Raw genomic sequence first — 19052 nt, 5'->3', positions numbered from 1 at the left:
TAATGAAAAATAATTAGAAAAGCAAACGCATTTTTCGGTCATATTTTACTCACAGGCATAAAAAAACCCCAAAAAAGGGGCTTTTTAATTAAGAGTGTTTACTTAGGTTAGTCGTTATTAACAACCCATGTTGAGCCAACACCTACATCACTCGCTTGAATGTAGTAAAGCCCTTTTGCACCTGCCACAGCTTGTAAACCTGCTGGGTCGGTTTCAAGTAATGTGCTTGCTGCGAATACATATTCAAGTATTTCTTTACCGTTTGCAGCTGGGTCTTGATCAATAGCGCCATCGGTATCGAATGAGCCGTTACCATTTAGGTTTCTGATTGCAACCCAATCGCCACTTGTATCACCAGATACACGGCTATCCATGTAACCAAAGTTGTTGCTTAATACTGATGTATCATGCTTGATTAAATCACAGTCGTATTCAAAAGCATGGTCGCTATCAAGCGTATTTGGATAGAATAATCCTTGTGTTAAGGCGCTACTTTCAATGGTATCTGCATCAGTTTGATCACCTAAGCCATTAGCAATAAGGTTTCCATCAAAGTTTATGACAAATGCATTTTTAGTTAAGCCATAGAGTACAGGAGCATTATCCACTGTAAGTTCATCACAATCACCCACAGGAGCACGAGAACCTATTTCAGTACTAAACACGATTGGTTGCTGAGAGTTCAAAATAGTGTTGTTAGTTACCGTTAATGTGAAGTCACCCGCCGCATCTAATACAGCTTGGTTGCCTGAGTTTGGTATACCGCCATCAGCTTGAGAGAATGGATTTGCTGTAAATACAATTCCACCAGCCTCTTTATTACCAGAACGAATACCTGCAATGTAGTTGTTACTAACTGTGTGGCCTAGCGGTGTAATTAGCACACCAGCAGAACGATCGCTAGAGCTTGCAATATCAGTAGTACGAATAATAACGTTGTCTGTCACGTTATTAAAACCACCATCTTCTAGTGAAATCCCACCATTAGGGTTAACCACAGTGTTACCTTTAATAGTTGCACCCGATGTTTGCACACGCATTAAACGACGACCGGTTACAAAGTTTTCTACTCGATTATATTGAATAGTAAAGTTTGCATCGTCAGCTGCATCTGAACCGGTAGTACTACCCGCATTAATTAAATGAAGGCTTGAGTTACCAAAATTTGGATTCGCACTGGTGCCACTAAATAAATTGTATTGAACAACATGGTCGCTGCCTGATGAAGCAATTTTAATAACGGAACCATTTTCAGCATTATCACGATTACTAAATGTATTTCGCTCAATTAGCGCTCCCATGCCTTTGATCATTAACCAGTGGTAAGTCGAATTATTTAACTCGGCTTCATCGCCATCCATAGTATTTTGAGTAAACTCGAAGTTATTCCCTTCAGAATAAATAATTGCACTTTCTTGCGTTTCACAAAATGAGCCTGATTTTGTATCTATATTTTTAAACGTAAGGCCTGTTAGCGCTGCACCTTCTACACCTGAAGCAACGTGAATACATACTTCGCCACTAATAACTGGCGTTTGTTCTTCAACAGCGCGAAGCGTTACACCACTGGTGAGTAAAACTTCATCCATATCAGCGTAAACACCGGTATTAAGGCCAACAACATCACCATCAGCAAGGCCGCCACTTACCGCACTTAGTAGCTCTGTTGGTGAGCTAACAAGTTGGGAATAAATTACCGTCTCTAGTGAACCACTTACAGAACCCTCAAATCCGTCGTTATCGGTGTAAGAAGCACTCACAGATATAATTGCACCCGCATATGCCGCAGGTGAAAACGTATTACTGTTTGTATCGGCTATTTCAACGCCATCGGCAAACCAGCTATAGGTAACATTTGTTTCTTCAATACCATTATTATCTGTTAGTTGCGCTGTTAATTCACCGCTAACTAAGTAAGGTGATGTGCCTATAATTGTAATACTTCCCGCTTCATCAACCGCAACAGCCGATACGGGAATTGTTTTTTCTGATGTATTATCTTCTACAAAACCATTGTCATCTGTATAAGTCACTTGTACCGATACAGCTTGCCCAATTAAAGCAGCCTCTACAATATATTCGCTTTGGGTAGCACCAACTATTTCTTCATCGTCAGCAAACCATTGATAAGTGACTTCTCCAGATACACCATCCATATCAGTAATATCAGCACTAAGCGTATTACCCACTGTGGGTGTGCCACTAATTGCTACATCACCTTGCGCATTAACACGCGCAACAGGCGCAGTGCCAACAGATGTCACTGACTCAGCAAACCCACGATCGTCTTCAAACGATGCTGTAACGGTGATCACGCTATTAAACTGTGCTTCAGTAAGCATGAGTGACGAAAGAACTTCTCCCTCAATTACTACGTCATCCGCCAACCACTCGTATACAACTGTTAAACTATCAAAACCATTTTCGTCTTCAACATTCGCGGTCAGCTCTGACCCGATAAGTGCATCACCTGTTATTGTTACGCTTGCTGGAAATGCAATGGCTGCTACGTCAGAGGTCGGATCTGAAATATGTGACTCGTTAACACCACCATCATCAGTATATTTAGCTTGAGCTGTGATAGCTAAACCAATTTGATCGTCCGTAAGTGTAAACGATGCGCTATTAGCGCCTTCTATTACTTCGTTATCTGCATACCAAAAATAAGAAACAGTTCCTGATATACCATCAGGATCTGACACGTTTGTTGTTAATGTTTGACCGCTTGTGGCTGTTCCTGACAGAGCAATAGAGCCCAGTTCGTTGTCATTGTTGTTTGCGTCAGTGTCACAACCAACTATTGCCGCTGCAATAGCGCATAGTGCAAAGTGTTTTAAATTCATGATGCCTCTATTCTCCATTTTATAGGTTAAATATTTGGCCAGCTATTGTGTGTGTTACCAAATAATCAGATTAGTTGTTACCAAATTTACTTTATTTGAAAATAACTTGTTAACCAACTTGGTCATATAACCACAATAGAAATGATATTTCCAGCTTATTTACTGATGTCAATGTACCTTTTTACCTATACAAGGCACATTGGTAACCCACCAACCTATTTAAAGGATGCATAAATGTACAAAAATCAGCATTGACAAAAAATAAATTTTTACCAATTGGCTTTACAATAATGACTCTAAAATACAAATGACTATTTAACTAATGAGCGTATTAATAGAATTGCAAGAACAAGAAGATAAGTAATTAGTTGAAAAGGAAAGTAACAGAGAAAAGCTTTCTCTGTTACTAAATAACCGAAGTGAAGGATATCGAATTAGCTTAGCGCTGAATTGTTAAAATAATCAACGGGTTCAATCGAACCTAAAGTAACGGGAACTCGTTGATGTAAATCGTCAGGAGTTATATCTAAAATTCGAGCGCCACGCGATGTGGCTTTGCCTCCCGCATTTTCTACGAGCATTGCAAGCGGGTTGGCTTCATATAAAAGCCTAATTTTGCCATTGTCATTACCAACGCGTTTATCCTGCGGGTATAAAAATAAGCCACCGCGACATAATATTCTGTGTACATCACCTACCATTGCCGCATTCCATCGGATTGAGCTTTTTTCAAAGCTTTCAGATGTGTAAAGCAACTTGTCAAAGTACACTTGTGTAGGCTCATCCCAGTAACGATAATTTGCCATATTTACGGCAAACTCTCGGCTTTGCGAAGGAATTTGTAGTTGTGGATTAGTGAGTAAATACCCACCATGTGTTGAGTCAAGGGTATAACAGCGTGTTGGCCCACCGGTGGTCATTACGAGCAATGATGAAGGGCCATATAATACATAGCCTGCACACACTTGGCTTACACCCGGTTGATTAAACTGCTCATCACTGTCAAAAGGTACGTCGTCTCTTGCCAAATAAATAGTAAATATTGTGCCTATTTGACCATTTACATCGATATTAGAAGAGCCATCGAGTGGATCAAAAGCAACAATAAAAGTGCCTTCAGGGTGGCCACCAACCGCATGATCTTCTTCTTCAGAGGCAACGGTTCTTACAGAGCTGTCGTCAAGAAGAATATCTTTAAGTAATTGGTTGGCAATTATGTCTAGTTTTTTTTGAACTTCACCCTGAATGTTTTCATTCATTGTGGAACCCAAAACACCTGCAAGTTCACCTTGACCAACCCTAAACGCAATCTCTTTACTTGTGGCTAAAATAGTACGGATAAGTAAAATTAGATCCGTTCTTACACCATCTTCTTTTAATACTGTATTGAGTCTTTTCATAAGCTATACCGATTTACACAATTAAGATCTTCAAAGCACTGGATGAGTCTTGTTACCATATGCTGCTCAGAGTGACGAAGCCACACGCGTGGGTCATAGTACTTTTTGTTAGGTTTATCATCACCGTTAGGGTTACCAATTTGACCTTGTAGGTAGGCCTCGTTGCTGTTGTAGTAATCTAAAACACCGTTCCAACATGCCCACTGCGTATCGGTATCAATGTTCATTTTAACTACGCCATACGTTAATGACTCTGCAATTTTTTCTTCCTCTGAACCACTGCCCCCGTGAAATACAAAGTTAATTGAATTACTCGGTAAGTTAAATTTTTTCGCTACATATGCTTGTGAGTCTTTTAAAATAGTAGGCGTAAGGACAACATTTCCTGGTTTATAAACACCATGCACGTTGCCAAAAGAAGCGGCAATTATAAAATTAGGACTAATAGCACTTAAGCGTTCATAAGCGTAAGCAACATCTTCTGGCTGCGTATAAAGCGCTGAGCTATCAAGGTGGGAATTATCGACACCATCTTCTTCTCCGCCTGTACAACCAAGCTCAATTTCTAGTGTCATCCCTATTTTAGCCATGCGTGCTAAGTAGCGCTCACATATCTCTATGTTCTTTTCTAGCGGCTCTTCAGATAAATCGATCATGTGTGAGCTAAACAACGGCTTACCTGTCAATCTAAAATGCCTTTCACCCTCATCCAACAAGCCATCAATCCATGGTAATAATTTTTTGGCTGCGTGATCGGTATGAAGCATAACGGGGATTTCGTAGTGCGCCGCAACACTATGTACATACCTAGCTGCGCTCACCGCACCAAGTACTGCACCTTGTTGTTCTGGTAATGAGAGGCCTTTACCACAAAAAAACTGTGCACCCCCATTTGAAAGCTGAATAATAACCGGTGACTTCATTTCTTTCGCAGCCTCAAGAGTTGCATTAATTGAGGTTGTGCTAACTACATTTACAGCTGGCAGCGCATACTGGTTAGCACGTGCATGGTTATATATTGCACTTACCTCGTCACCCACTATTACGCCAGGTAAAATAGTTTGAGATAAATCGTTCATTTTAGCGCTCCCTGCTATTTTATTGCTTGAATACATGAGTCTGTAATAGCTTGCCAGTTTTCTTGTGCAACCCATTCCTTTTTAGCAACCCATGTACCACCTACAGCAAATACGTTATTTAAAGAAAGATAATCCATTTTATTACTTTCACTTACCCCACCCGTTGGGCAAAAGCTAACCGCTCTAAATACACTCGATACAGCCGACACAAACGGAGCCCCTCCTGCTAGCGATGCAGGGAATAATTTTTGCTCCTCAAAGCCATACTCTAGCGCCATTAAAATGTCACCGGTATTTGATACGCCGGGTAAAACAGGAACACCACATTTTGTGAGTGCAGTTAGTAATTTAGGAGATACCGCTGGGGTTACAATAAAATCAGAACCGGCTTCAATTGCTTGCTGTAAAATAGCTTCGTTAATAACGGTACCTGCGCCAACTTTAAGCTCTGGGACTTGCTCTTTAATCGCTTTTAAAGCATCAATTGAGGCGTCTGTTCTTAGCACAACTTCAACCAAAGTAAGGCCTGCTTTAGCCATAGCTTTTGCAATTTGAACACCCTGCTCTGGGGTATCAGCTTGAATTATAGGTAGCAGAGTTTGCCCTGACATAAGTTCAGAAAAGCGAGTCATAACGTTGTTCCTTTATTTTAAGTAGTTTGGCCGGGGTATGGAGGCCTTAAATTTTATTAGATACCAGCTTCAACCATTGCATGTTGAAAAACATCTTTTGGTGCAATTGCACCCGGTTGTTGAATCACAGCTCCGGCTGCTTTAGCGCCAAGTTGAACTGCTGCCGCAATTGACTTACCTGAAAGTCGAGCGCCTAAATAAACACCATTAAAGGCATCGCCCGCTGACGTTGTATCTACCACCGTCTTGACAGGTATTATTGTGTGGCTTTGAAGTGTGTTGTTTTGTTGTGTAATAACAGATTCTGGACCATTTTTAACCACAATCTCATTAATTCGATATGGCTTTAAGTACTCTATTACCGCCTCAACGCTGTGAACATCATATAATGTTGTTAGGTCTTCAACTCCTGGTAGAGTTATATCTGCAAGGCCAAATGCTAAATGATACTGCGCTTTAGTATCCTCTACACTGTCCCATAAACGAGCTCGGTAGTTAGGATCAAATACAATTTTAACCCCAGCACTTTTTAGTTGCTCTAAAACCTTCCAGAATTGATCACGCGATGTTTCATCTATGATGGCTAAAGAGATCCCTGAAAAGAAAAACATATCACCTTGGCATAATTGGTCAACGCACTCGGCATTTAAAAAATCAACTGTTTTTTTAGCTGCCGAATCACTTCGCCAATAAGTAAAGCTTCGCTCACCGTGCTCATCTGTCTCAATGTAGTACATGCCGGGCACTTTGCTTTCGTGGCTAAATACATACTGTGTATCAAGCTGTTCACTTTCAAAGCGTTCGCGCATTTTTTTACTTAGGTTGTCTTGCCCTAAAGCCGTAATTACAGATGTGCTTACTTCAGGAAAACAGCGTTTCAAATATACCGCTGAATTATATACATCGCCTGCAAAAGATTGATGTAACGTAGCAGCGCTCATAGCCCTGAGCTCTACCATGCATTCACCCATAAAATAAATAGTATTCATTTTTGAAAGTATCCTTTGTAACTAACTGCTATGCACAAGCAATACTGTGTTGGCATAGCAGTTAAAGCAGATTAATCAGGCTTTTTAAGAGGTTCAATTTTAGGGATTAAAATCCACACTGCAGCCATTGCTATAATGGCAAGTGATGCACCAATTATGAATGCCGGAGCATAATTACCATCAGCGGTTAATATTGGTACAAGTGACGTAAGACCTACCGCACCTAGTTTTGCAGCCATGCCAGAAAAACCAGATAAGGTACCCACCGCTTTTTTGCCCAGTAAGTCACTTGGTAAAGTTTGAACATTACCAATAGCAGTTTGAAAGCCAAACAAAATAACGGCCATGATAAGAACAGCTGTTGTTGGTCCACCTGGGTTAGCCATGGCAAGTAATGCAGGAAGCATGATTAAACAACCAAGTGTAATAGTGAGCTTGCGTGTTTTGTCAGTATTCCAACCTGATTTAAGTCTATTTTGAGCAAGTAGCCCACCAAACCAGGCACCAAACATTGCGCCTACATAAGGAACCCAGCCATATATACCAATAGATTTAACGTCCATGGCATACACTTCGTTTAGATAAATAGGTATCCAGAAAACGAATAACCACCAGATTGGGTCAATTGCCGCAGAAGCTATAATTACACCCCAGCTTTGTTTACGTGAAAGCAACTCGCCAGTAGAAGGGTTATATTCTTCTTCATCTTCGCCTGTTACATCGCCGTTATCATCAACACGTCTTTGGCCTGTTAAAATGTACTCGCGCTCTTCTTCGCTTATCCATGGGTGAGAACCTGGTGGCGCTTTTACTAAAATTAACCATGGAACTAACCATAGAAAACCCAAGGCACCTACAAAAACAAACACCATTTGCCAGCTAAAATACACTGTTAAGTAAGCGATTAGAGGAATAGCGATAATGCCACCAATTGCAGCACCAGAGTTAAAAATACCCTGTGCGAGTGCGCGTTCTTTAGTTGGGAACCACTCAGCGTTTCCCTTGGCAGCGCCTGGCCAGTTCCCGGCTTCAGCTACCCCTAAAATGGCACGAAAAATACTCAGGCTTAAAACACCTTGTGCAAATGCATGCGCAATGGTTGCCAACGACCACACACCAATTGATAAAACAAAACCAAAACGGGTGCCCACCCAGTCAAATATTTTACCAAAAATAGCTTGGCCAAATGCGTAGGCAAACACAAACACGATGGAAATATTTGCGTATATTTGTTTACGTTCTAATGCTGATTCATCAGGGAACATTTCTTCTACAATATCCGGCCAAAGCACACTAAGTGCTTGGCGGTCGATATAATTAATGATGGTTGCTAACGCGATTAACGCAATAACCCACCAGCGTAAGCCTTTAAGTTGCATAATTATTCCTCAAGAAAGTCTTCACGAGCTGGACTAAAAGTATCGATTAAAATACCACCTGTTGGGCATGTAGCGCCATGATCTGCAAACGGGGGAATAAAACAGCTGTCACCGGGTCTTAAAATTTCAGTGACGCCGTCAATGTTAAAGTGAAATTCACCTTCAACTACATAGGTTACTTGTGAGTGTCTATGAGCATGGTTATAACCAATTGCGCCTTTTTCAAACCAAATTTTAACGGCCATAAGCTCTTCGTTAAAACCTAACATTTGACGCTTTAAACCATTGCCTAAATCTTCAATTTCAGTTTTGTCACCAAATGAAAAATGTGCACTTTGCTTTTGCATCCTAATTACTCCTAATTATTCTTCAACGCATAAACGCCAAGTCGGTCGTTTAAGGTGAATGACTTATTTTTAAATGTGAATGTGTTGCTTGCTTTGCTGTGCGCTTTATTAATAGCGACTAAGTAGGCTTTGTTCTTAATGATTAAATGCACGAGCAATAAATTACCTTGCTCGATATAGTTGGCAGCTGACACACGGCTAACAGCCTCTAGGGTATATTCTTTACTAGGGTTATATTCACCGTGAGGCTCTAAGATAGATACAAACGTATGCTGTTTTTGATCTTCTACGCGACGAATAAAGCCATTTTCATTACGTAAATTAAAGTGTGGATCGTTTGCACCAATTTGAGTAAACAAGAATTCTTCATCGCCCGAAACTAAACTTGTTTGCGTATAAAAGCGTCCGTTATCGTTTAGCCATGTCACTTTAGCAAGGCCATTTTGAGGTGTTGCTTGTGCTTTAAGCCATAAATGCTGGTAACCATTATTACTGCCTAATGCAGATAGCTGTGATGCATTCGCTTTTAAGTCAAAACTTGTGTCAATAAGCTGCCCTTTGTAGTGAAGGGGTAAATCAAATTGATGTTTAGTCTTAGCATTGGCATTAAAAATGTCTAATGTAATAGTGCTATCAAGCTCTGGTAAGTTTATTAAAGCAAGGGTTCGCTCTAGCTCTACGTTTTTGTAAGCCGAGGTAATTGAACCGTTTGCCACAGTACCAAACTCATTGGTAGTGAAGTAATTTAGTGTTGGGTGATTGTTGTTCCCCACTTTTACATTAGCATTGAAATGAGATGTTTCATCTACCACAACTGTATTGTGTGCAACAGTATGCTTGGCGTAGGTTTCATTTTCTGGAAGATAACGACCACCAAACTTAGCTTCAACGTTTAAAAAACGAGCCGCGCCATAGTCAGATACAATTTCGTTACCTCGATCATAAAACTGCCAAGTCAATTTATCAAAATGGCCATGGCCTAAACCTTGTGCCGCAGGTTTAAATAAAACAGCTTGATCACCACCTACTTGCGTTCTCATAACCACAAGCGCGCCTTGCTTACCATCATTACCATCACCAAACGCTACAGATCTAAACTCGTAAGGTGTTTGCATTTGATTGTCTAGCGCTTGAGCTACTTTTAAACCATCGCCAGATAAAATTGTTTGGTTTTGTTCTTTCGCAATGTCTAAATAACCGGTGTCGTTTGTTAGCCCATAAGCCGCTGTAACGCCATGAACCAGCTCAATAGTGTCGATACCTTTACTTTTTATAGCGTCATTAATTGGGAAAAACAAACCGTTGTAGCTAAGTTGAATAGTGGTATCAATCGCTTTGAGTAGCACACCATCGCGGTATTCAAAAATATTACGTTGCGGCTCGTTATTTTCTATTGCTTTAGCAAACGTAACAAATGGCAATAATGCAAAACGCTGATAATACGGCCCTTCGTTGTAGTAGCCTTGTGGTGAAAACAGCATTTCTAATTGCTTAATAAAGCCACCTTTACCCGACTTGTCTAGGTCGTACAGCGATTTTTCCACCCACTCTGGCTCGTCTAATACATAACCTGCCATACCTACACCAGCCGTGGCCCATGTACCATGGTTGTGTACCTTATTAAACGTTGATGGTTGACCCTCTGATGTAAACAATGAAACAGGGCGTATTAAATCATCCTCTATTGTTTTAACCTGTGCTGCGCTTAATGAATCATAAATAAGGTCGTAAGCTTGTATAGTGTAAACAAGCCACATAGCTTCATTCAGGCTTTGCCAAAATAGCTTGCCAGGGTTTTGTGATTTAACTTTACGCTTTGGATGAACGTCAAGTGTTGGGTAAAGTGCTGCGTATTCAAGCAGCATGTCGCGAACATAAGCAGCATATTTATCGTCTTCGCTTAACTGATAAATGATCCCCGCGTTGTACATTACCTGATAGTTCTTTTTATGGCGTTCGTGCGTATAGCCGCCCCCACCATCTTTTGGCACTGGCACCGTGATAGGCTGCTTTATTTGCTCATCTACTTGCGCTTTTAAATCGTTATACGCCGTTGCAAACTGCCCCTCACCCTTTATTGCTTGGCGCATGAGCTTTACATCTTCAATTGTGATTACAAGGTTTGGATGTGACCCAGCACTGGCTACTGATGACAGTAACAATGAAAATAAACCTAAAAAAGCGGCTTTTATGTATGTTGTTCGTTTAAAAAAATTCATCAGTTTACTGCCCCTCATTTATCACGTTGTTATTTTCAAGAATTGCGGTATGCGGACCTTCAACTCTTAGTTCTTTTACACTTGGGGCGTGTGTTTCTTTAAATGTATTTTTTAATACTTTTGTGATTGGCTCGCCAACAGTATGCTCAACGACTATGGGTGCAGAATTAGTGAACTCGTTATTTTCAATATTAGTAACCTGCACACCATGAACATGAATACTGGCTTTTTCTTTATTGCGTTTACCAAGGCCAACATTGTTAAGCGTATTATTTTTCATCTCAAAATGAGGGCCAAATGTACTTTCGTCAGACCCGCCTCGGTAGAGTTTTACTAAACTGCCTTTTACATTTTTAAAGCGATTGCCGGTAACCGTCACGTACTCTGCGTTGTAAACACCTAAGTCTTCGATTTCTGTATTTAGGCGTAATACATCGCCCGTAATTTCATTAAATGTATTATTATTTAATACAATGGTATCGGCCATAGCTCCTTTACCAGTGACGAAAAAATGAAATGAATGATTAATATCTAATGCATTGATTGCTGTATTTGTCATTTCAAAGCGGTAATTTTCTATCATTCCCCACTTTTGTGTACGAACCACACTGTTACCAATGGCGTCAGGCGCGTTCTCACCTGAAATTGATAAACCATGGATTTTTAAACTGCCGCCATCATGAATTTCAAATAAGGTAGAACGTTGAAAGGTAAGCTTCGATTGGCCTTCTTTCTTTGCCTTTATGGTGAGTGTTTTGTTTATTTTTACTAATTTAGAAATATCGTATTGACCAGGTGCCAATACCAATACATCACCTGTATTAGCATTTTCAATAGCATTTAATAAAGCATCTGAACCCGCTTTAACATTGATTGTTTTGCCCGAATCAAATGCTGTTAATGCAGGTGTTTTAGGATACCAACTAACACCTACTTCTTCTTTTTTTAATACTTTTAAGTCGCGTTTAACGCCTACATTTAACTTTTTAGATACTGGATAAAATAATCCATTTTTGGCTTTTTTTAGCTTTATATCTTGCTTTTCTACACCATAAGCTAGCTCATCTAACGCATTGGTATTGGAAGCATTATTACTAAGGACTAAACCAGTCACGTCGTCAAATGTTGTAAACGGCTGATTACCACTTTGATTTACAATCAAATTGTTGCTCATTGTGCTGTTTATTGGGACTGCACTGCGTTCAGCATCGCTTCCTGCTGCGAGCTGTATGTGACGTACATTTACGAATGTATTATTTTCGATTGTGGCGTTTTCTACCTGATGGTAGCGATTAATTGATGAATTAGGTACGCCATTCATCACAGTGAAACCACTCCCGAAGCGGTAGCCAGTTAACCCTTCTAGGTAGTTATTTTTAATAATTTGGTCTTTGTTGATTACGCGAATACCGCCAGTATGATCAACACCATTACCAATAAATACGTTTTCTTCTATTAGATTACCATTGCCATGGCGTAGCGTTAGTGTACCTCGAGCTTCATAAAACACATTATTTTTAAGGGTATTTTTACCTGACTTAACAGATATTATTTCAACCTCACCATTAGTGCGCTCAAAGTAGTTGTTTTCAACCAAGGTATAGGAGTCAGTTAAAGAATAATGACTTGTACCTATTCGTAGTGTTTCGCCACCATTGGATCCAAATGTAGGACGGTAGCCAAAATAATTATTGTCAATTTTGTGATGATTTTGTTGGCTTTGAGGAGTATTTAATCGAACAGCGACTGTCACACCTTTATTTCTTTTTCCCACTAGGTGACTGTGGTCAAATCTATTGTGTTGGCCGTATAGCGCTACCCAATAATCTGACTCTCGTTTATCTGGATTATTGTAATTGTCGATCACAACGTTGGTAACACGTGAGTGGTAAGCTAACTCTTTTTTATCACGACGAAACTCAATTACTGCAGAACTGGGTGTATAGCCACCTTTAAAAACTAAACCCGACACTTCAAGATATTGACCCGCAAGACGAAGATTAGATTGGCCTGATAAAATAACGCTGCCATGTGTTTCAGCTGTTAACGTAATAGGTGCATTTTTTTTACCCTGGCCCTGTAATAAAATTTCAAAATCAGACCAAGTTCCATTTTTAAGAATAACTTTATCGCCTGCAAGTAGGTTTGCTGCAATATCGTTGAAAGCCTGTTGGTCCTCTACAAAATAATCTTTGGCCGCTATGTGTGTTGATAGGCAACCGATGAGAACTAGACTAAGCTTTATTGTATTAATCAAACGCATAGTTAACTCTTTTTCGTTGTGACTAAGTAAATGCGCTATCAGGGTTAAATAGACTGACAATACATAAAGACTTAAGTCAATTGGTGTCATGTGTGTTGAAGCGCTTTAAGTCATAAGCTTAAAGCGCTTTAAAGCTAGAAAAGAATTACTTTTCTAGTTTTTTGAAGTAATCAAATATCTCTGGCACGTTGCCTTGACCCATACCTGCGTCAAATGCAGCTTGTAAGTTAGCAGACGAACCTTCAGCAATTTTTGATTGAGTGCCTAAATCTTCAACCATTTGTAAAAAATAGCCTAAGTCTTTATTTGCATTGGCGATAGAAAAACCCAGGTCGCTTACATTATCAACCGCGTAGTTTTTACAAAAATGCATAAACGGAGAGTTTGACGGACCAGTAGACATTATGTCGAACAATTGCTGACGGTCTACACCAGCAAGCTCTGCAACAGCAAACGCTTGTGACATAGCACATACAGTCGTCATTCCCATAAAGTTATTGATTAACTTAGTTGTGTGGCCAGCGCCTAAATCACCTAAGTAAAAAACGTTTTCGCCTTGGTCTTCTAATACAGATTTCACTTTATTAAAGGTCGCCATATCGCCAGACGCCATAATATTTAATAAACCATCTTTGGCATGTGCAGGTGTACGACCTAATGGCGCGTCAATCATACCAGCACCCTTAGCAGCTAAGTCAGCACCAATTTTTTTAGTTGAAGATGGTATCGATGTACCGAAGTCCACAAGCACTGCTCCTTCTTTGACCCCAGCTAAAATACCATCATCTGCGTAAACAATTTTTTCAACAACAGCTGAAGTTGTTAGACAAAGCATTACAATATCTGCACCTGAAGCAAGTTCTTTCGCCGTGCTTACTGTTTTTGCGCCTCGAGCAACACATGCAGCAACTGCATCTTTGCTTAAATCCATAACAATCAGCTCATAGCCTTTGTTTTGTAAATTTTCGGCCATATTGCCGCCCATAAGGCCTAGACCGATGAAACCGATTACAGGTTTTGACATGAAAAACTCCTAAATATGATGGCGCAAACTTTTATGATAATGAGTAATGATTTACCCCATAAAATAGGTACGCTCTGTCTTTTATTTAATTCAGTAGAGCCACTGTATTTAGTTAAATAAATAAGTTTTTTGTACTTTGTGAAAGTAAAAATGTTGAACCAAATTTTCATTGGTTTTGCATTTTTTATGCTCTTATTTAAATTTAAAATTTAGTGTAACTCTGATTAATTGCTAACCCATTTAGTAACAACGTTAACGAGGTTACCAATTGGTATGCACAAACATTATGACCAAATGCATTTATTGTCAACCAATAAGTTACTTTTTGTAAATTACCCAGTTACAACCAAATGCTAATAGGAATAAAAATACCCAGCAATTACAAAAAGATAAAAACCATAACCTAACTCTTCGTGTAAAAGCATTGTTAAATAATATTAAAATAAACTATCAGTGACAGGTTGACCAATAAGCGTAAAAATTGGCTGACCAGTCGTATTTTTATTTAAAATTGGTAATTAATTTAAGTTGTTAACTCACATATAAATAATAAATGTTTTATTTATTCATACTTAAATACTAAATGGACGTTTTATTGGTTGTAATAAACATGTGCTGCCCTTATATAATCTCAAGCTAACAAAGCAATTCGCCTTCTATAAAAAACGTATTTCAAAACGTCTGAATGAAAGGCCGACTACATTCAAATAAAGTTTAAGGTTACTTAAATGCGCTTATTACACACTATGCTTCGCGTTACAGATTTAGAAAAATCCATTGCGTTTTACACGCATGTTCTTGGTATGAAAGAGCTACGTCGCTCTGAAAACGAAGAGTACCGGTACACGTTGGCCTTTATAGGCTATGGCGACGAAAAAGATACAACCGTCCTTGAGCTAACATACAACTGGGATCAAAGTAGTTACAGCTTAGGAGACGCCTACGGGCACATCGCAATTGAATTTGAAGACATATACAAAGCGTGCGATGACATAAAAGCGGCAGGTGGAAATATAAGTCGAGAACCCGGCCCAGTTAAAGGTGGGACAACCCAAATTGCATTCGTTAAAGACCCTGATGGGTATGCAATTGAGCTTATTCAGAAAAAATCATAAATAATAATGTGTAATATTTTACCCAAAAAAAAGGTGCCTTTGGCACCTTTATCGTAGTTGACTATCTTTACTACCACGGCGATTGAACGCGTTAGAATTGCTGGGTAGTCCTTCTAATTCTGCTTGGCATGAAATGCAGTAGCGTACGCCTGGTAACGCTAACCTTCTTGCTTGTGGTATTTTCTCGTCACACTCATCGCAAATCTCAGCGCTCGCTCCTGAAATTAGGTTACTTCTTGCGTATTGCACTGCATCGTTAACACTTGCATCTATTTGCTCTTGAATTGCGCCATCTCGCGCCCATCCACTTGCCATAAATCCTCCTCTTTTTCTGGAAGTTTTATATAGGTTAACAAGTAAAATATTTATAAGCCCTGAATAGAGAAGAGATAAAATTAAAGCAGCTAAAAAGCAGCTAAAAAGCAGCTAAAAAGCTGCTTTATAATACCGATTATTCAATTAAATATTAAAGACTATAATCAACAACCTTCATACCTAATTTCTCAAGCTCTGGACGCAATGTCTTTGCATCTCCAACCACTAGGTAAATCATATCTTTAGCATTTAAGTGCTTTTTAGCTAAAGCATTAATTTCTTCTTTACTAATAGTGCTAACAATCTTATTTCTTTCTTTTACAAAATTAGGTTCTAAATCAAACTCTAAAATTTGTGCCAAAAAGCCAAGTTTTGCATTAGGGGTTTCGTATTTAAGCGCATCTTTTTGGTTAATTGCCTTACGCATAAACATCAGCTCTTCGTCTGTTACACCGTTTTGAGCGTAGTTATTAAGCTCATTAGTAAACTCTGTAATAGACGCAGCAGTCGAATCAGCTCTTACTGCTGCAGAGGCTGTAAAACCACCTGATGTTTTATCACCCCAAAAACGTGAACGAGCACCATATGTATAGCCTTTATCCTCTCGTAAATTTAGATTGATACGGCTGTTAAAAGTACCACCAAGCGCAAAGTTCATTAAATTAGCTTTAAAAAATTCACCTGTAATATCTTCAACCATATCGCGTTTACCGATACGAATTTGTGACTGCGGCGCACCAGGTTTATCCACAAGATAAATTACGTTTGTTTGAACGTTAGGCTTAGTAAAGTCTAAATCAAAACTTTGGCCTTTCCCTTGCCAGTTAGCAAGTGCTGATTTAACTTTTGGTTCGACATCAGCTTCACTTAAATCTGACACTATAATGACTTGAGCACCTTGTGGTTTAAAGTTGGCTTTATAAAAAGTTTCAACGTCATCTAATGTAATAGCCTCAATACTATTAAGCGTTCCAGAACTTGGAAGTGCAGCTATATTGTCGCCATATAGTAATTTGCTATATGTATTAGATGCTAAATACCCAGCATCCTTCATTGAATGTTGAATATTTTGAATGATTTGCTTTTTATTACGCTCAAAATCATCGGCATTAAATGCTGGTCTAAATAACTTTTCTTCAACAAGCTTTAATGTTGCGTCTAGGTTTTTAGTCAAGGTAGAAACATATACATTTGTGTGTGTTTTATCAGCGTATATGCTTACTTGGCTACCCAGTTTTTCAAGCGCGTTACTCATTTCCTCTGTAGTATAGTTTTGCGTTGACTCGCTCATTAACGATGCAGTCATCGACGATAAACCCACTTTACTGGTCTGCTCGTTATAAAAGCCACCCGGTATTTTAATGAATACAGCTGTAGTGGGTGTTTCACTGCTTTGAGTGCCCAATATTTTAATACCGTTGTCGGTCTTAGTTTGCCAAAGCGCAGGTACGTCCACAGCAGGGTTTGCACCCGCTACAGGCTGAACACTTCGATCAAATGTATCAACAGCTCTTCGGGCGACTAAATCATCAGCAGAGGTTGTCGAGGGGCCTCCAAAATCATGCTTCTTAGGAGTAAAATTATCTGGAGCGGCTATAAGTTGAGTTTGTCCCTCTGGAACTACACTCATAATAACTGAAGATTTACCTTTAATGTATTGATTAAATACACGCATAACATCTTCTTTTGTCACACTGTTATAGCGTGCAATTTCAGCTTTAGTTGAGTTTGGATTGCCCGTAAATGTTTCTGATGCAGCAAGTTGAGATACCTTTCCGGATACGCTTTGTAAGCCAAATATTGCACCCGATTCTATTTTTGCTTTTACTTTATCTAAATCGTCTTGTGTAACACCGCGCTTTTCAAATTCAGTAAATGAATCACGTACAATTTTTTCCATATCAGCTAACGTTTTACCTGATGTGGGGTTTGGTAAAGCATAAATACTAATTGAGCAAGATAACTCTTGGCATGGGTGATTGGCACTAGCTTGAACTGCAAGTTGAGTTTTTACTAGGTTTTTATAAAGTAATGAGTTATTGCCACCACCTAAAATTTCGGCAAGTATATCTAGTGGTGCTTCATCCTCAGAGCGAGCATAAGTCGTTGGAAAACTCATTGCCAGTAAAGGTAAATGAACTTTATCTTCCATCGATATATATCTATCAGCATTTAGTGTTACCGCTTTTTTTTCAACTTTAGGTATTTCAGGGCCTTTTGGGATTGGCGCAAAGTATTTAGTAACTAATGGCAATATTTCATTAGCGTTGATGTCTCCACCAATGGTAAGCGTTGCGTTATTAGGACCATACCATTTCAAAAAGAATGCTTTTAGGTCATTAACATTCACACGATTTAGATCGTCCATAAATCCAATAACAGGCCACGAATACGGATGTCCATCGGGATACATTGCTTGTGCCATACGCTCACCTAAACGACCATATGGACGATTATCGACTCGTTGACCTCGTTCATTTTTTACAGTTTCTCGTTGTACTTCAAATTTTTCTTGAGTCACAGCATCTAATAAAAAGCCCATTCTGTCAGACTCTAACCACAACATCTTTTCTAACTGATTTACAGGGACTGTTTCAAAATAATTTGTTCTATCTGAATTAGTAGTTCCATTTAAAGTACCACCTGCCTCTGAGATTATTTTAAAATGCTCTTCGTCAGCAACATTTTCAGATCCTTGAAACATCATATGCTCAAAAAAATGAGCAAAACCTGACTTACCAAGTTCTTCGCGAGCAGATCCAACATGGTAGGTAACATCAACGTGCACTAGTGGATCTGAATGATCTTCATGAACGATAACTGTTAGACCATTATCAAGTTTATATTTTTTATAAGGTATGTTGATATCGTTAGGATTAGCTTGAACAGATTCTATGAGTGTAACGCCTGGAATTGATACTTCTGCTGCGGTATTTTTATCAATTGCTTGGGTTGAGCTATTACAAGCAGCTAACCCTGATGCTAATAATACTGCAAGTGCTATTTTTGAGAGTTTCATTTTTTAGTCCATTTTTAATTAACTCAATGAGTTTAAGGACTAAGTAGAGTTACAACAAGTTGTATTGAAGTGAAATTACTATGGTTTTGTAACTAAGTGTAAACACTTAATCTTTAAGAGAAAATGATAACTAATTTTAGAAGAAAATCTGTGGATATCTCAACAACACTTCACTTCCCTATTGAATAAGTAAGTGGCGTCCCCAAGGGGATTCGAACCCCTGTTACCGCCGTGAAAGGGCGGTGTCCTAGGCCTCTAGACGATGGGGACACATAAATGTGTCACTAGGACAACTGAATGGTTTGACTCGTTTCAGGCGAGCTTTCTTAACAACACTACACCGACTATTATAATAGTAAGTGGCGTCCCCAAGGGGATTCGAACCCCTGTTACCGCCGTGAAAGGGCGGTGTCCTAGGCCTCTAGACG

At 39.3% G+C, this 19052-nt stretch carries 13 protein-coding genes and 1 tRNA gene; 1 reads left to right on the top strand and 13 read right to left on the bottom strand.

Annotation, left to right across the window (positions count from 1 at the left end):
* Positions 1-107: 107 nt before the first annotated feature.
* The 10 genes from R0J88_RS16020 to R0J88_RS15975 all read right to left on the bottom strand — a co-directional run bounded on the left by R0J88_RS16020 (position 108) and on the right by R0J88_RS15975 (position 14175).
* Positions 108-2843 carry a poly(beta-D-mannuronate) lyase gene (locus tag R0J88_RS16020; RefSeq protein WP_410900423.1) on the bottom strand — a complete coding sequence of 912 codons (2736 nt, stop codon included), beginning with the start codon at positions 2841-2843 and terminating at the stop codon, positions 108-110.
* A gap of 434 nt (positions 2844-3277) precedes the next feature.
* Positions 3278-4243 (bottom strand): class 1 fructose-bisphosphatase, encoded by a 966-nt coding sequence (locus R0J88_RS16015; RefSeq protein ID WP_010558054.1) that lies wholly within the window; start codon positions 4241-4243, stop codon positions 3278-3280.
* Positions 4240-5322: a class II fructose-bisphosphate aldolase gene (gene fbaA / locus R0J88_RS16010; protein ID WP_410900422.1), complete on the bottom strand. Its 1083-nt coding sequence runs from the start codon at positions 5320-5322 to the stop codon at positions 4240-4242. Before fbaA ends, R0J88_RS16015 begins: the two co-directional genes overlap by 4 nt.
* A 14-nt stretch (positions 5323-5336) precedes the next feature.
* Complete coding sequence (gene eda, locus R0J88_RS16005; RefSeq protein WP_006794597.1) at positions 5337-5954, bottom strand: bifunctional 4-hydroxy-2-oxoglutarate aldolase/2-dehydro-3-deoxy-phosphogluconate aldolase; 618 nt, start codon at positions 5952-5954, stop codon at positions 5337-5339.
* A 56-nt stretch (positions 5955-6010) separates the two neighbouring features.
* Positions 6011-6943 carry a sugar kinase gene (locus R0J88_RS16000; RefSeq protein WP_410900421.1) on the bottom strand — a complete coding sequence of 311 codons (933 nt, stop codon included), beginning with the start codon at positions 6941-6943 and terminating at the stop codon, positions 6011-6013.
* Positions 6944-7014: 71 nt separating this feature from the next.
* Complete coding sequence (locus R0J88_RS15995; protein ID WP_006794595.1) at positions 7015-8322, bottom strand: MFS transporter; 1308 nt, start codon at positions 8320-8322, stop codon at positions 7015-7017.
* 2 nt (positions 8323-8324) lie between these two features.
* Complete coding sequence (locus tag R0J88_RS15990; RefSeq protein WP_006794594.1) at positions 8325-8669, bottom strand: cupin domain-containing protein; 345 nt, start codon at positions 8667-8669, stop codon at positions 8325-8327.
* 11 nt (positions 8670-8680) lie between these two features.
* The gene (locus R0J88_RS15985) at positions 8681-10888 is read right to left on the bottom strand and encodes a heparinase II/III family protein (RefSeq protein WP_410900420.1); all 2208 of its coding nucleotides are present in this window, start codon (positions 10886-10888) and stop codon (positions 8681-8683) included.
* 4 nt (positions 10889-10892) lie between these two features.
* Positions 10893-13151 carry a polysaccharide lyase 6 family protein gene (locus R0J88_RS15980; protein ID WP_410900437.1) on the bottom strand — a complete coding sequence of 753 codons (2259 nt, stop codon included), beginning with the start codon at positions 13149-13151 and terminating at the stop codon, positions 10893-10895.
* Positions 13152-13296: 145 nt separating this feature from the next.
* Positions 13297-14175, bottom strand: a complete 879-nt coding sequence (locus R0J88_RS15975) for an NAD(P)-dependent oxidoreductase (RefSeq protein WP_410900419.1) — start codon at positions 14173-14175, stop codon at positions 13297-13299.
* Positions 14176-14903: 728 nt separating this feature from the next.
* On the opposite strand from R0J88_RS15975, the gene gloA reads away from it, so the two are divergent.
* Positions 14904-15290 (top strand): lactoylglutathione lyase, encoded by a 387-nt coding sequence (gene gloA, locus R0J88_RS15970; protein ID WP_010558060.1) that lies wholly within the window; start codon positions 14904-14906, stop codon positions 15288-15290.
* A gap of 48 nt (positions 15291-15338) precedes the next feature.
* On the opposite strand, the gene R0J88_RS15965 is transcribed toward gloA, so the two are convergent.
* The 3 genes from R0J88_RS15965 to R0J88_RS15955 form a co-directional block, all read right to left on the bottom strand.
* Positions 15339-15605, bottom strand: a complete 267-nt coding sequence (locus R0J88_RS15965; protein ID WP_410900418.1) for a DksA/TraR family C4-type zinc finger protein — start codon at positions 15603-15605, stop codon at positions 15339-15341.
* A 151-nt stretch (positions 15606-15756) separates the two neighbouring features.
* Positions 15757-18624, bottom strand: coding sequence for a M16 family metallopeptidase (locus R0J88_RS15960; RefSeq protein ID WP_410900417.1), 2868 nt, complete (start codon positions 18622-18624; stop codon positions 15757-15759).
* A 194-nt stretch (positions 18625-18818) separates the two neighbouring features.
* Positions 18819-18894, bottom strand: a tRNA-Glu gene (locus R0J88_RS15955).
* Positions 18895-19052 lie beyond the last annotated feature (158 nt).

Source organism: Pseudoalteromonas sp. SIMBA_162 (assembly GCF_046535955.1).
Taxonomy (GTDB): domain Bacteria; phylum Pseudomonadota; class Gammaproteobacteria; order Enterobacterales; family Alteromonadaceae; genus Pseudoalteromonas; species Pseudoalteromonas marina.
This window is presented reverse-complemented; position numbering and strand designations above follow the sequence as displayed.

Excerpts from the sequence above, each read along its gene's own strand:
- R0J88_RS16020 (WP_410900423.1), bottom strand. The coding sequence starts at position 2,843 with ATGAATTTAAAACACTTTGCACTATGCGCTATTGCAGCGGCAATAGTT.
- R0J88_RS16015 (WP_010558054.1), bottom strand. The coding sequence starts at position 4,243 with ATGAAAAGACTCAATACAGTATTAAAAGAAGATGGTGTAAGAACGGAT.
- fbaA (WP_410900422.1), bottom strand. The coding sequence starts at position 5,322 with ATGAACGATTTATCTCAAACTATTTTACCTGGCGTAATAGTGGGTGAC.
- eda (WP_006794597.1), bottom strand. The coding sequence starts at position 5,954 with ATGACTCGCTTTTCTGAACTTATGTCAGGGCAAACTCTGCTACCTATA.
- R0J88_RS16000 (WP_410900421.1), bottom strand. The coding sequence starts at position 6,943 with ATGAATACTATTTATTTTATGGGTGAATGCATGGTAGAGCTCAGGGCT.
- R0J88_RS15995 (WP_006794595.1), bottom strand. The coding sequence starts at position 8,322 with ATGCAACTTAAAGGCTTACGCTGGTGGGTTATTGCGTTAATCGCGTTA.
- R0J88_RS15990 (WP_006794594.1), bottom strand. The coding sequence starts at position 8,669 with ATGCAAAAGCAAAGTGCACATTTTTCATTTGGTGACAAAACTGAAATT.
- R0J88_RS15985 (WP_410900420.1), bottom strand. The coding sequence starts at position 10,888 with ATGAATTTTTTTAAACGAACAACATACATAAAAGCCGCTTTTTTAGGT.
- R0J88_RS15980 (WP_410900437.1), bottom strand. The coding sequence starts at position 13,151 with ATGCGTTTGATTAATACAATAAAGCTTAGTCTAGTTCTCATCGGTTGC.
- R0J88_RS15975 (WP_410900419.1), bottom strand. The coding sequence starts at position 14,175 with ATGTCAAAACCTGTAATCGGTTTCATCGGTCTAGGCCTTATGGGCGGC.
- gloA (WP_010558060.1), top strand. The coding sequence starts at position 14,904 with ATGCGCTTATTACACACTATGCTTCGCGTTACAGATTTAGAAAAATCC.
- R0J88_RS15965 (WP_410900418.1), bottom strand. The coding sequence starts at position 15,605 with ATGGCAAGTGGATGGGCGCGAGATGGCGCAATTCAAGAGCAAATAGAT.
- R0J88_RS15960 (WP_410900417.1), bottom strand. The coding sequence starts at position 18,624 with ATGAAACTCTCAAAAATAGCACTTGCAGTATTATTAGCATCAGGGTTA.